Annotated in this window: 18 protein-coding genes and 1 tRNA gene; 11 read left to right on the top strand and 8 right to left on the bottom strand. The window is 65.2% G+C overall.

Annotated features, from left to right (window positions below; all coding sequences use genetic code 11):
• Positions 1-149: 149 nt before the first annotated feature.
• Positions 150-527: a hypothetical protein gene (locus IM784_RS02025; RefSeq protein WP_199553609.1), complete on the bottom strand. Its 378-nt coding sequence runs from the start codon at positions 525-527 to the stop codon at positions 150-152.
• Positions 527-742 carry a hypothetical protein gene (locus tag IM784_RS02020; RefSeq protein ID WP_328799415.1) on the bottom strand — a complete coding sequence of 72 codons (216 nt, stop codon included), beginning with the start codon at positions 740-742 and terminating at the stop codon, positions 527-529. Before IM784_RS02020 ends, IM784_RS02025 begins: the two co-directional genes overlap by 1 nt.
• 178 nt (positions 743-920) lie before the next feature.
• On the opposite strand from IM784_RS02020, the gene IM784_RS02015 reads away from it, so the two are divergent.
• Positions 921-1,634 (top strand): S24 family peptidase, encoded by a 714-nt coding sequence (locus tag IM784_RS02015; protein WP_235976475.1) that lies wholly within the window; start codon positions 921-923, stop codon positions 1,632-1,634.
• A gap of 32 nt (positions 1,635-1,666) precedes the next feature.
• On the opposite strand, the gene IM784_RS02010 is transcribed toward IM784_RS02015, so the two are convergent.
• The 3 genes from IM784_RS02010 to IM784_RS02000 form a co-directional block, all read right to left on the bottom strand.
• Complete coding sequence (locus IM784_RS02010) at positions 1,667-1,825, bottom strand: hypothetical protein (protein WP_199553608.1); 159 nt, start codon at positions 1,823-1,825, stop codon at positions 1,667-1,669.
• Positions 1,826-1,879: 54 nt separating this feature from the next.
• Positions 1,880-1,956: transfer RNA gene (locus tag IM784_RS02005), tRNA-His, on the bottom strand.
• 74 nt (positions 1,957-2,030) lie between these two features.
• Positions 2,031-2,654, bottom strand: coding sequence for a hypothetical protein (locus IM784_RS02000; protein WP_235976474.1), 624 nt, complete (start codon positions 2,652-2,654; stop codon positions 2,031-2,033).
• A 110-nt stretch (positions 2,655-2,764) separates the two neighbouring features.
• On the opposite strand from IM784_RS02000, the gene ispH reads away from it, so the two are divergent.
• The 5 genes from ispH to IM784_RS01975 all read left to right on the top strand — a co-directional run bounded on the left by ispH (position 2,765) and on the right by IM784_RS01975 (position 7,145).
• Entirely contained in the window at positions 2,765-3,724 is a 960-nt protein-coding gene (ispH, locus tag IM784_RS01995) for a 4-hydroxy-3-methylbut-2-enyl diphosphate reductase (protein WP_199553606.1), read from the top strand.
• Between the two features lie 7 nt (positions 3,725-3,731).
• Positions 3,732-4,673: a homoserine kinase gene (gene thrB, locus IM784_RS01990; protein ID WP_199553605.1), complete on the top strand. Its 942-nt coding sequence runs from the start codon at positions 3,732-3,734 to the stop codon at positions 4,671-4,673.
• Positions 4,657-5,112 (top strand): ribonuclease HI, encoded by a 456-nt coding sequence (gene rnhA / locus IM784_RS01985; protein WP_199553604.1) that lies wholly within the window; start codon positions 4,657-4,659, stop codon positions 5,110-5,112. Before thrB ends, rnhA begins: the two co-directional genes overlap by 17 nt.
• Positions 5,113-5,176: 64 nt before the next feature.
• Positions 5,177-6,133: a DUF808 domain-containing protein gene (locus tag IM784_RS01980; protein ID WP_199553603.1), complete on the top strand. Its 957-nt coding sequence runs from the start codon at positions 5,177-5,179 to the stop codon at positions 6,131-6,133.
• 13 nt (positions 6,134-6,146) lie between these two features.
• Positions 6,147-7,145, top strand: coding sequence for an NADP-dependent oxidoreductase (locus tag IM784_RS01975; RefSeq protein WP_199553602.1), 999 nt, complete (start codon positions 6,147-6,149; stop codon positions 7,143-7,145).
• Between the two features lie 80 nt (positions 7,146-7,225).
• On the opposite strand, the gene IM784_RS01970 is transcribed toward IM784_RS01975, so the two are convergent.
• Together IM784_RS01970 and IM784_RS01965 are read right to left on the bottom strand one after the other, a co-directional pair.
• Positions 7,226-7,753: a hypothetical protein gene (locus tag IM784_RS01970; RefSeq protein ID WP_199553601.1), complete on the bottom strand. Its 528-nt coding sequence runs from the start codon at positions 7,751-7,753 to the stop codon at positions 7,226-7,228.
• 13 nt (positions 7,754-7,766) lie between these two features.
• Positions 7,767-8,351 (bottom strand): hypothetical protein, encoded by a 585-nt coding sequence (locus IM784_RS01965; protein ID WP_199553600.1) that lies wholly within the window; start codon positions 8,349-8,351, stop codon positions 7,767-7,769.
• 106 nt (positions 8,352-8,457) lie between these two features.
• Here IM784_RS01965 and purC point away from each other — a divergent pair, with 106 nt between their 5' ends.
• From purC to rnk, 5 genes are all read left to right on the top strand, one after another.
• Entirely contained in the window at positions 8,458-9,240 is a 783-nt protein-coding gene (gene purC / locus IM784_RS01960; protein ID WP_199553599.1) for a phosphoribosylaminoimidazolesuccinocarboxamide synthase, read from the top strand.
• On the top strand, positions 9,237-10,160 hold the full coding sequence (locus IM784_RS01955) for an alpha/beta hydrolase family protein (protein WP_199553598.1): 924 nt from the start codon (positions 9,237-9,239) through the stop codon (positions 10,158-10,160). Before purC ends, IM784_RS01955 begins: the two co-directional genes overlap by 4 nt.
• A 389-nt stretch (positions 10,161-10,549) precedes the next feature.
• Positions 10,550-10,780, top strand: coding sequence for a phosphoribosylformylglycinamidine synthase subunit PurS (purS, locus tag IM784_RS01950; protein WP_199553597.1), 231 nt, complete (start codon positions 10,550-10,552; stop codon positions 10,778-10,780).
• Between the two features lie 10 nt (positions 10,781-10,790).
• Positions 10,791-11,456 (top strand): phosphoribosylformylglycinamidine synthase subunit PurQ, encoded by a 666-nt coding sequence (purQ, locus tag IM784_RS01945; protein WP_199553596.1) that lies wholly within the window; start codon positions 10,791-10,793, stop codon positions 11,454-11,456.
• A gap of 292 nt (positions 11,457-11,748) precedes the next feature.
• A complete protein-coding gene (gene rnk / locus IM784_RS01940; RefSeq protein WP_199553595.1) occupies positions 11,749-12,162 on the top strand; it encodes a nucleoside diphosphate kinase regulator in 414 nt (137 codons plus the stop codon).
• A 70-nt stretch (positions 12,163-12,232) separates the two neighbouring features.
• Here rnk and IM784_RS16935 read toward each other — a convergent pair whose 3' ends face one another.
• Positions 12,233-12,745, bottom strand: a complete 513-nt coding sequence (locus IM784_RS16935; protein WP_235976473.1) for a PEPxxWA-CTERM sorting domain-containing protein — start codon at positions 12,743-12,745, stop codon at positions 12,233-12,235.
• Positions 12,746-12,764 lie beyond the last annotated feature (19 nt).

Raw genomic sequence — 12,764 nt, 5'->3', positions numbered from 1 at the left:
CCAGAATCTCGTTCACGCCCAATTTGCGCGCGACTCAATTGCTAGCCCAGTTCGGAACGCTCGCACAACATAATTTGAGCACCACTCGATTTGCAGGAACGCATCAAATGATTATTCCTACGCCTATCGGCAGCACTTGCGTTAAATTCCTATTCCTCTATGGTCAGTGCCTCCACACGGAGGCACAGCGACGTGCGCCCATCCTCGCCAATTTCCAGTGCAGTTTCGACAACCTGTATCTCTGCCAGAAAATGGCCAGCGATCCCCAGATCGGTTTCCGGCAGCTGTTCGCGTAGCTGCGCCAGCGCCTGCTCCACGTCCGTCCCGGCGCCGTCCAGCCGCACATCCAGCACATGCCGCATGCCACTGAAGGTCAGGCTGGCCCAGGGCGCACTGTCAAAGCTCTCGATCGCCAGCGAAGGCTTGCCGCCGCGATCCCGCCAGTCGACAAACCACGGGTCGGTCGAGATCCATTCGCGCATCCTCCGCAGCAGCCGGATGTGCGGATCCGTAAGCCCCGCCCGCATCAGAATGAATTCCGTCGGGAAGCGCGCTGGCCGCCACGTTCCGGCAACTGGCTCATCACCGTATCGATATGAAGCCGCACGCGCTGTTCCACCTTGCGCCCCGGCTCGCGGCCCCGACGCATGTCGTGAACCAGCCGCGGGTCGCGCACACTTTCCCGGCCAAAGCGCGACGGCGGGATATTTGTCAGTCTCAGGCAGGTCTCAATGGCATACAATAGGGACATGATCGCAACACTCCACATGTCGACCCATGGTCGATCCGTCCGGAAAAACCGGCGGCGCCCACTCCGCGCCTTCCGAATCGACCAAATTGAACCTGATGGTTGGTTTCCTACTAGTCTAGGCTAATTCCTATGATAAAGAAGGTAAACGGAAGCAGGGGCTCCTCTCATAATGTCTGAACCAACCCTCCACAGCGTCGGCGCCGCCACCGTGGAACCCCAAATGGAACACGGGCAGGAACCCCAGCGCGAAAGCTCCGGGGAATCGGTCCAGCAGCTTCTCGATCTGCTGATCCAGCGCTCCGGCACCGGCTATGCAGAGGTATCGCGCCTGCTCGGCCGCAACCCGGCCTACATCCAGCAGTTCATCAAGCGCGGCATCCCCCGCCGCCTGTCGGAAACCGACCGGCGCATTCTCTCCGCGCATTTCGGCGTCAGCGAAGCAAGGCTCGGCGGCCCTCCGCACGCCAGCGTCAGCGTATCGCCCGATTCAGCGCGCCAGCCGCTGCTCCGGGTCGGCTTTGTCGATTCCCGCGATCCGGCGGTCCGTCCACTCGATCTCGATGCGCGGTTCGTCCGCCAGCTCGAACTATCGGTAATCCCCGGCCTCTCCGCGCTGCAGGTAGAGGGCGATTCGATGTCGCCCACGCTCTTCGCCGGAGACCTGATCCTGGTCGACACCCACGATTGCGTCTCGGCCCGCGACGGCATCTACGCGATAGAATCCGGCCCCAGCCTCAACATCCGCCGCCTGTCGGTGCATCCGGTGACCCGGCGCATCGCCATCCTTGCAGACAATGCTGCCTGGCCATCCTTTCCGGATTGCGATCCCGCCGGCGTGAAAATAATCGGCCGCGTCGTCTGGATCTCGCGGGCTCTACCCTGAACCTGCCTCAGCGCTTCCCGCGCAGTCCCAGCTCAGCGCTTCCCGCGCAGGCGCAACAACAGGGCCGCCAGCGCCCCCAGCCCCAGCCCGATCACCGTGCCCGCCGAAGGCTGCCCCACGGCAATGCCGACCGCCAGCCCGCCCAAAAGGCCCGGCAGCAGCAGCACTCCATAGCCCTGTTCGCTTTTCAACTTGCCACCTGACGGCTGGATTTGACTGCGCGTGCAGTCACTTGCGGATAACGCTGGGGCGACCGACGGGTCTCGAACCCGCAACCTCCGGTACCACAAACCGGCGCTCTAACCAATTGAGCTACGGTCGCCACGCGCTCCGGGCGGCATTCCGCTCGGGAGGGCGCCCATAGAGAGAGGGCAGCCCCTTCGTCAAGATAGCCGGTTACTTCCCGACATTATAGGCAAGGCTGGCATCATCCAGCTGGAAACCGACCAGCACTTCAAAGCTGGAGGCGCGCACGGCCGCCCGCACCTGCGGATCGGAAAGCGGGTCCACCAGCGCATCCGGCTCGTCGGGCTTGCGCTCGCGGGTAATGCGCGCCTGCACCTCCGGCGGCAGCGTTACGGCTGAACGGTGCACATCGGCCCGCGCCCCACCGCTCGTCTGCGTACGCAGCTGTCCGTCCTGGAACTCCAGCATCACCCCGGTAACCTGCTTGGAAACCAGCACGTTTCCGCCCTGCGCCATGGCGATGAAGATCGGCAGATACACCTGCTTTGCCCCGCCCGCCTTCCGGCGCTGCGCGGTAACCGTATAGGTCACGTCGGTGGTCAGGAATTCCGGCCCCTCGATGCAATTGCCCTGCACGTCCGTAATCTGCGCCGTCAGCTCGATGGCATCGGCGTTGCGGCTCTGCGGCGGATCAAAGCGGGTGACCGAACCGGTATAGGTCGGGATCGCAACCGCCGGGCACGCCGAACGCTTCACCTTCAGCGGGTTCTGGTTACAGCCCGTCAGCGCGATCGCAGCCGCGGCAAGCCCGACAAACAGATAAGCCTTCGACAAACTCGGTGTCTCCTGGTTCCCACGCCCCATATCCTGCGTCCCTTAGGCGCGCCGCACCCAAGTTGGGAAGGGGCTTCATGGCGGCCGCATGTTCCCCTAAGAGGGCCAACATGAACGCAAGCCCCACAGCCGATCGCCCCCAGCTCTCCATTCTCGTCGCGGCCCCGCGCGGCTTCTGCGCCGGCGTAGAGCGCGCAATCCAGATCGTGGAGCTGGCGCTGCAGAAACATGGCGCCCCGGTCTATGTGCGCCATGAAATCGTCCACAACCGCTTCGTGGTAGACAGCCTGAAGGCCAAGGGCGCCGTCTTCGTGAAGGAACTGGACGAAGTGCCCGATGGCGCCCAGGTCATCTTCTCCGCCCACGGCGTCCCCAAGGCGATTCCGGCCACTGCCCAGTCGCGCGGCCTCGATTGGCTCGATGCTACCTGCCCGCTCGTCTCCAAGGTGCACCGCCAGGCGGAACGCCTGGTGCAGCAGGGCAAGCATATCCTCTTCGTCGGCCACGCCGGCCACCCGGAGGTGATCGGCACCTTCGGCCAGGTGCCGGAAGGCGCAATGACGCTGATAGAGACGGTGGAAGACGCCGAAAGCGTCAGCCCGCCAACCGCCGATCTCGGCTTCCTCACCCAGACGACACTCTCGGTCGACGACACCGCCGACATCGTCGCCACGCTCCAGCGCCGCTTTCCCAGCATCAACGGCCCCAAGGGCGAGGACATCTGCTACGCCACCTCCAACCGCCAGACCGCGGTAAAGGCAATCGCCCGCAGCTGCGAACTCGTCCTCGTCATCGGCGCCGAAAACAGCAGCAACTCCCAGCGGCTGCGCGAAGTCGCCGCCCGCGAAGGCGCCCAGGCGCATCTTATCCAGCGCGCCGAATTCATCGACTGGAGCTGGTTCGAGGGCGTCAGGATGCTCGGCATCACCGCCGGCGCCTCCGCCCCCGAAGTGCTCGTTCAGGAAGTGATCGACGCCGTGCGCACCCGCTTCGAGGTGTCAGTCCAGGAAGTCACCACCGCCACCGAGGAAGTGGTCTTCAAGCTGCCCCGCGCCCTCATCGACGCCTGACAACGCCATGGCCGTCTACACCGATGTCCCGGCCGAAGCGCTGGAGGCATTTCTCGCCCGCTATGAAACCGGCGCCCTCGTCAGCGCCAAGGGCATCGCCGAAGGCGTCTCCAACAGCAACTTCCTCGTCGAAACGACGACAGACCGCTTCATCCTCACCCTCTACGAACGCCGGATCGACATCGCCGAGCTGCCCTGGTTCATCGAACTGATGGAGCATCTGGCAAGGGCCGGCCTCCCCGTCCCCCGTCCCATCCGCGACCGCTCCGGCGAAGCGTTGCAAGAGGTCGCCGGAAAGGCCGCCTGCCTCATCCAGTTCCTCCCCGGCGTCTCCGTCTCGCAACCCACCGCCGAACAGGCCCGCAGCGCCGGCGAAGCCCTCGCCCGCCTCCACCTCGCCGGCGCCGGCTTCACCGCCCAGCGCCAAAACGGCCTTGGCCCCGACTGGTGGAATGCAACCGCGCGCGAAATCGCCTCCGGCCTCGACAGTATCGAACCGGGCCTCGCGGCCCTCGTCAAATCGCGCCTCGCAGACGTCACCGCCAACTGGCCGGCAGACCTCCCCGGCGGCACCATCCACGCCGATCTCTTCCCGGACAATGTGCTGATGCTCGGCAACCGCGTCACCGGCCTCATCGATTTCTATTTCGCCTGCACCGGCCTCTATGCCTACGATCTCGCCGTCCTGCACGCCGCCTGGGCCTTCCCCAGGGATGGCAGCGCCCCCCTGCCCGCCCACGAACGGGCGCTATTCGACGGCTATGAGAGCATCCGCCCGCTAACCCCCGCCGAGCGCACCAGCTTCCCGCTGCTGGCGCAGGGCGCCTCGCTGCGCTTCCTCCTCTCCCGCGCGCAGGACTGGCTCGCCCCTCAGTCAGACGCGCTCGTCCAGCGCAAGGACCCCCTCCCCTTCGCCCGCCGGCTCGAACATTATGCCCGCGCTTCCTGAAGTCCGGATCACCACCGATGGCGCCTGCAAGGGCAATCCCGGCCCCGGCGGCTGGGCCGCGATCCTGCAATCCGGCTCCCACGAAAAGGAACTGACGGGCGCCGAAGCCCTCACCACCAACAACCGCATGGAAATGACCGCGGCGCTCAAGGCCCTCGAAGCGCTGAAAAAGCCCTCGCACGTCACGCTCGTCACCGACAGCCGCTACCTGATGGACGGCATGATGAAGTGGCTCAACGGCTGGAAGAAGAATGGCTGGCGCAACGCCTCGAAAGAGCCGGTGAAGAACGCCGACCTCTGGATGGCCCTCGATCGCGCCGCAAAGCCACATGCCATCGAATGGCAGTGGGTAAAGGGCCACAGCGGCCACCCCATGAACGAACGCGCCGACGCGCTCGCCAACGAAGCGATCGACTCTCTCCGCGCGGCGCAATCCTGACCGCGACGGTCAGGATGCCCATTCCCATCTCGCCTTCCCGTCAAAGCCTCGCTAAGCCCGCACCATGGCTTCCGGTCTCATCGCCCTTCTCGACGACATCGCGGCAATCGCGAAAGTCGCCGCCTCCTCTCTCGACGACGTAGCAGCCGCCTCCGCAAAGGCCGGCTCCAAGGCAGCTGGAGTCGTCATCGACGACGCGGCCGTCACCCCGAAATATGTGGTCGGCTTCACGCCAGACCGCGAGCTTCCCATCATCTGGAAGATCGCCAAGGGCAGTCTGCGCAACAAGCTGCTGATCCTGCTCCCGGCCTTCATCGCGCTTGCTGCCTTCCTGCCACAGGCCCTTACGCCGCTCCTGATGATCGGCGGCGCCTTCCTCTGCTTCGAAGCTGCGGAAAAGGTGATGGAAAAGCTCGGCCTCCACCACGGCGCCCACGATCCTGACACGCCCGTCGCCCTCGAAACCGGCGAGCATGAAAAGACCATGGTGAACGGCGCCATCCGCACCGATCTCATCCTCTCGGCCGAAATCCTCGCCATCGCGCTCGGCGCGCTCGGCAACATGTCTATCGCCACCAAGGCGGCCGCGCTCGCCGGCGTCTCCTTGATCGTCACCGCCGCCGTCTATGGCGCGGTCGCCCTGATCGTAAAGATGGACGACATCGGCGTCCGCCTCGCCCGCTACGAGAGTGGCTTCTCGCAAGCCGTCGGCCGCGGCCTCGTCACCGGCATGCCAAAACTGCTGGCTGCGCTTTCCGTCATCGGTACGGCGGCGATGGCCTGGGTCGGCGGCGGCATCGTCCTCCACGGCCTCGACGTCATCGGCTTTGCAGCAGCGATCCCGCACACGCTGCACAACTGGGCGCATGCGATCGCCTCAGCCTTCCCCGTTGGCGAAGCCGTCGTCGAATGGATCGTAAACGCCACTTTTGCCGGCATCTTCGGCGTCTTGCTGGGCTTGCTGATTGCCCAGCTCGTCGGGCTATGGAATCGCTTCAGGCCTGCCAAAACAGCGCACTAAGGGGAGAGAATCGATGCAAGCGCGCGAGATCCTTCTGAAGAGCCGCCCCGAAGGCACGCCCGCCGCCCAGCATTTCGAGACAGGCACCGTCACCCTTCCGGATCCTGGCGCGGGCGATGTCCTCGTCCGGAATATCTACATGTCGGTGGATCCCTACATGCGCGGCCGCATGTACGATCGCCCCAGCTACGTACCCCCCTTCCAGATCGGCGAACCGTTGCAGGGCGGCGCCATCGGCGAAGTCGTGGCCTCCGGCGATCCGGCGTTCAAGCCCGGCGACCTCGTCCTTTCGATGCTCGGCTGGCGCACCGCCTTCGTCGCCGCCGGCACCGCCCTGCAGAAACTGCCCTCGATCCCCGGCGTCCCGACCCAGGCCTTCCTCGGCGTCCTCGGGATGCCGGGCCTCACCGGCTATGCGGGCCTCACGCAGATCGGCGAACCGAGGCCCGGCGAAACCGTGTTCGTCTCGGGCGGGGCCGGCGCCGTAGGCTCGGTCGTCGCCCAGGTCGCCAAGATCCTCGGCTGCACCGTAGTCGCCACCGCCGGCACGGACGAGAAATGCGACTGGCTGCGCGCAGCCGGCGTCGATCACGCCATCAACTACCGGACCTGCGGCAACCTGCTGGCTGCAGTCCGCGAAGCCGCCCCCAAGGGCATCGACATCTATTTCGACAATGTCGGCGGCGAACATCTCGAAGTCGCCATCGAACTCGCCCGCCCCTTCGGCCGCTTCGTCGAATGCGGCATGATCGCTGACTACAACGCCACCGAACCCGCGCCCGGCCCGAAAAACATCATCCTGGTGGTGGGCAAGTCGCTCAAGATGCAGGGCTTCATCGTCACCAACTATGCCCACCTGCAGCTGCAATTCCTGCAGGACATGGGCAAATGGATCGCCGAAGGCCGCATCAAGTGGGAAGAAACCATCCACGAAGGCCTCGAAAACGCCCCCAACGCCTTCATCGGCCTCTTCTCCGGCCAGAACACCGGCAAGATGCTGGTGAAACTATAGAAAACCGGGCGAATCCACGATGATGGCAAAGCTGCGCCGGCTGCTCAGCTGGTTGGCTCTTCCTTGGCTACTGCGGCTGACTATTTCAGGTTCTGCACGATCGATTGCTGCGTATCCGCCAGCTTCTTCAGCAGGTTGGACAAGGTGCTCATCATCTTCGACATCCGGTCCATCGCCATCTGCAGCCGCAAACTCTCCATCTCCCCCATCTCCGACATCGAATCGAGGTCGCGCCGGATCTCGTCGACCATCAGGTCCACCTGCATCGTCAGCACCGCCCGCGCATAGGCATCCGGATCCAGCCGCGCCCCCTCCTGCTGCTTCTCCCCCAGCAGTTCCCTGAGCTTCGCCTTCCTGGCGTTGATGGCCTTCACCCCGGCCATGATCGCCTTCAGATCCTCCTGCGCCGATTTCGATGCCTGCATCAGCACAAGGAACGCCAACGCCTCGATGTCGCCATCGGGCATGCTCCCCAGGACCGCCCAACTGCCGCCCGGCCGCGCCGTCTCCAGAACGGCGCCGAATTCCGCCTCCGCCCGCCGAACCGCAGTCCAGGCCGCCTTCGCCTTGGCATCGTCCGTCTGCTTCACCAGCTTGGTCTTCAGCATCACCCGTCTCCCCTCAGGGCTCCACAGGCACCCCCCACGGCGCCGCCGGAGCCGCCACCTCCTTCGACAAATCGAACTCCACCCGCAAAAACCGCCCCGGCCGCTTCAGCTCATAGGCAAACAGCTTCCCCGGCAGATGCTCCATCGCCCAGACATTCGCCACCGAGGCCGCCCGATCCTGCGCCAGAAACATCGCCTTCGATTCCGCATCCGCCGGAAACTCGATCCGCCAGCCACCTTCAGCCAGGGAAACCGGCATCCCCTCCCCGCCATAATTCGTCAGCGCATCCGCCGTCCCGTCCGCATGCATATGCCGATGCTTCAGCCGCCATCCCGCCGCGGTCCGCGACAGCATCCAGGTCCGGCTCGCATTTGCCCCCACATGAAAGGGAATCCGCACGTCCCCGTCGCCGCACATGCGTACCTGCATCACCAACCTCTCGCCGGCCATGTCGCGGTCCAGCGCGTCGCTGATCACCACTCGTCCGGCAAAGGCCTTGCCGCAGATCGGCGCAAAGGATGCTCCCACCACATCCGCCGCCAGCGCAGGGGCGGAAACCAGGGCGGCAACCGCCATCAGCAGGTGTCGAAAAGCCATTTTCCAGCCTACCGCGCAAACGGCGTTCAGGCAAAGTGCAGTCGCGTTGCCGTCCATGGCGGAACCGGCTATGCCCCAACTTCACTTACGCCAAGGAACGAAACGCATGTCCCGCCGCCGCCAGATCTACGAGGGCAAGGCCAAGATCCTCTACGAGGGCCCCGAACCCGGCACGCTGATCCAGTATTTCAAGGACGATGCCACCGCCTTCAATGCCCAGAAAAAGGGCACCATCTCGGGCAAGGGCGTCCTCAACAACCGCATTTCCGAGCATCTGTTTACGCTGCTCGGCAATATCGGCATCCCCACGCACTTCATTCGTCGCCTCAACATGCGCGAGCAACTCGTTCGTCAGGTAGAGATTATTCCGATCGAGGTGGTCGTGCGCAATGTCGCCGCAGGCTCCCTGTCCAAGCGCCTCGGAATCGAGGAAGGCACTCCGCTGCCGCGCACCATCCTCGAATATTACTACAAGGACGACGCACTCGGCGATCCGATGATCACCGAGGAACATGTCGCCTGCTTCGGCTGGGCCGGCCAGGACGAGCTCGCCGACATCGTCGACATGGCGATCCGCACCAATGATTTCCTCACCGGCCTGTTCGCCGGAATCGGCATCCGCCTCGTCGACTTCAAGCTCGAATTCGGCCGCCTGTGGGAAGATGATTTCAGCCGCGTCATCCTGGCCGACGAAATCAGCCCCGACGGCTGCCGCCTGTGGGACATGAAGAGCAACGAAAAGCTCGACAAGGACCGCTTCCGCCGCGACCTCGGCGGCGAGGTAGAGGCCTATCAGGAAGTCGCGCGCCGCCTCGGCCTCATCCCCGAAGGCTCGGACACCCCCATCCTCGATCTCGACGAAGCCCGCAAGGCGCGCACTACCCAATGAGGTTGCTTCCGATGGCCGCAGCCGCGCTGGTCGCGGCCCCCTTCTGCACGGCCCCGCTGGCCGCCCAGTCGATCGAGCTCCCGCGCCTGATGTCGGCCCGCGCCGTGACATCGCTGCCGGCAGCCGCGCCATCGGAAACCCTCCCCTACGGCGAAGCGCCGAGCCAGAAGGTGGAGCTGTTCCTCCCCCGTCCGGACGCCGAACATCCCGATGCGCTGCGCCCGGTCGTCGTCCTCATCCACGGCGGCTGCTGGCAAAAGGCCATCGCCGGCCCGGAAATCATGCGCCCGGCCGCCGGCGCCTTCGTCGAGAAGGGCTATGCCGTCTGGTCCATCGGCTATCGCGGTATCGACGAAGAGGGCGGCGGCTACCCCGGCACCTACCAGGATGTCGGCAAGGCGATCGACCTGCTCCGCGACCATGCAGAGGCCAACAAGCTCGACCTCAACCGCGTCGTCGTCTTCGGCCACTCCGCAGGCGCCCATCTCGCACTCTGGGCCGCCGGCCGCTCCAAGCTGCCCGCTGCCAGCCCGCTCGCCAGCGAAAAGCCGCTCAGGCCCCGCGCCGTCGTCGGCGTCGGCGGCATCGGCTCGCTGAAGAACTGGGAACAGGAAATCGGCCTCATCTGCGGCGCCGACACCGTTGCAAAGCTCGCGCCCGGCGAAGGGGACGCGCGCTTCGCCGACACCTCGCCCGAGCTGCTGCTCCCCACGGGCATCCCCGTGGTGATGCTGCACGGCGTCTTCGATCCCGTCACCTATCCGGCCATCGGCTTCGATTACATCCAGGCCGTCCGAAAGGCAGGCGACCGCGGCGATATCCAGATCGCTCCGGTATCCGGCCATTTCGAAGTGATCGCACCGGGCACGTCCGCCTTCGCGCAGGCGCTCGCCGCAGTCCAGCGCTACGCCGGACAATAGCGGCAGGGGCTAGCCAACACCGGCGGCCATCCCGCGCAACAGCGCGCGCCAATGCTCCGCCGCCCTCCAGCAGGGCCCGCAGCCGGCCACCCTCGAACCAGATCCGCTCGGCCTGCATCGGAAACAGCGGATGCGACCGCCACCAGCGGCCAATGCCGTCGGTAAAGGCCGCGAAGGCGTCCAGCGGAGACGCCTTCACCCGAATGGCGACGATCACGGCAGACCCCGTCATCGTCGCGCCTCCACATGGCGGGCAAAGCCGGCCAGTTGATCCGCCCAAAGATCGTCCGCCCGATAGGGACGGACACCAAGCAGCTCGATCGCGCGCCGTCGCTGTCGATACACCCTGCCTCTTCCCTTTTTTTGCCCTGCAGCGCATAGGCCCGCACATGAAAGCCAGAGTCACCGTTTCGCTCAAGCCCGGCGTCCTCGATCCGCAGGGCCGTGCCATCCACCACGCCCTCGAAGGCCTCGGCTTTTCCGGAGTAGAGGAAGTCCGCGTCGGCAAGGTTATCGAGCTCGATGTCGCCCCCGGCACCAGCGAGGAACAGGTGGCCGAAATGGCGCGCAAGCTGCTCGCCAACACCGTGATCGAGAATTTCAAGGTCGAGCTGGCCTGAGGATAGCCCCATGAAAACCGCCGTCGTCGTCTTCCCCGGCTCCAACTGCGATCGCGACCTGATGGTGGCGCTCGAACTCGTCACCGGGCAGAAGCCGCACGCGCTCTGGCACGATGATCCGGAAATCCCCACCGGCCTCGATCTCATCGCCATCCCCGGTGGCTTCAGCCACGGCGACTATCTCCGTTCCGGCGCCATCGCCGCCCGCGCCCCCGTCATGCGTGAAGTCATCGCTGCAGCTTCCCGTGGCACCAACGTGCTCGGCATCTGCAACGGCTTTCAGGTTCTGACAGAGGCAGGCCTGCTGCCCGGCGCGCTGATGCGCAACGCCGGCCTCGATTTCGTCTGCCGCGACGTCAAGCTGGAGGTCGTCACCACCAACACTGCCTTTACCCGCGGCTATCAGCCCGGCGAGAGCATCACCGTCCCGGTCGCCCACCACGACGGCAACTTCCAGGCCGATGCGGATACGCTCGACCGCCTCGAACAACAGGGCCAGGTCGCCTTCCGCTACGGCGAGCAGGTGAACGGCTCCGCCCGCGACATAGCCGGCATCCTCAATGAAAAGGGCAATGTGCTGGGCATGATGCCCCACCCGGAGCGCGTGGTCGAACCAGCGCACGGCTGCACCGACGGCCGCCGCCTGTTCGAAGGCCTGCTCACCGTCCTCGCCTGATTTCACACCTCAGGCCCCGTCGCCCCGGACTTGCCCCGCCTGAGCTCGCATCAACGTCGAACGATCGAGTCAGATCCCCCCGGGATTTGACAACCGCACGCCCCAACTCCACATATCACCCATGAAGTCGATGATCCTCCTGCGCCAGGCTCGCCATCACGCGGGCCAACTGCTCACGGGCAACTAGCCCCGGACTTCATCGCGCCCGCCGCCCGAGTCCGGGGGCGCTCCATCCAAAAACTGAATCCGGGCAAAGCGCCTGCCGCGCACCCGTCACACGAAAGCAATCCACATGTCCCGCAAAGCGGCCCGCCCGCCCATCCACTTGCTCGAAGACGAAGCAGACAAGCTCTACAATCTCGCCCTGGGCCTGCAATCGCGGCAACCCGAAGTCGCCGAGCTGCTGCTGGCGGAAATCGAGCGTGCCAAAGTCCATCGCGCCGGCAAGCTGCCGGCCGCGACCGTCGCCATGCATTCCAGGGTCGAGTTCGTCGACGAAGCCAGCGGCACCAGCCGCACGGTCCAGCTCGTCTATCCGCCCGAGGCGAACATCGACGAAGGCCGCATCTCCATCCTGACGCCGATCGGCGCCGGGCTCATCGGCCTTTCAGCCGGCCAGTCGATCCTCTGGCCGGATCGCGAAAACAACAAGCGCAGCCTGCGCATCGTCAGCGTGACAGAAGCAGCAGCGCCGGCAGCGGCCTGATCTTCTCCGGATGCAGAAAGGGCGTCATTCCTTCCGGAACGGCGCCCTTTCCAGTTCGCCCGGCAGTGGCTCAGGCCAGTGCAGCAGTCGCCCGGCGACGCATCGCAAAGCCGACCATGCCGAAGCCGGCGATCATCATTGCCCAGGTCGCAGCTTCCGGTACGCCGCCCATATCGCTCACGCGGAACGCATAATTGGCGTATTCTGCCCCTACGGCCCAGTCCTTCACATAGGCCGACTGGTCGCCGACCGATGCATAGAGCCCGCCCGTGCTGATGACGCTGCCCTGCGCAACCTTGGTGCCGCAGGGAAATACATTGTTCGCGCAAGCGCCCCCCCAGGTGCTCACCCAGGAAAGGAAGTCGATGTCGCCAACGGCGCTGCCCAGCGTCGAAATGGCATAGTCCGATGCGGAGCCACCGAACAGCAGAGCCGCGGCTTCCTGCCCGGTATAGGCGGCGGGCACCACACCCCAGTGCGGGCCGTCGTCCACCGCCCAGCTGCCGACATACACATAGCTGGCGGCATCCGCGCTATGCGCCGCCAGAACGGCCGCAGCCGCCAAAAGAAACTTCGCCTTCATATCCTCGATCTCCCGTCCA

Source organism: Sandaracinobacteroides hominis (assembly GCF_016464365.1).
Classification (GTDB): Bacteria; Pseudomonadota; Alphaproteobacteria; order Sphingomonadales; family Sphingomonadaceae; genus Sandaracinobacteroides; species Sandaracinobacteroides hominis.
Note: the sequence above shows the minus strand (reverse complement) of the source record. Positions and strands in the feature narration are given on the sequence as shown.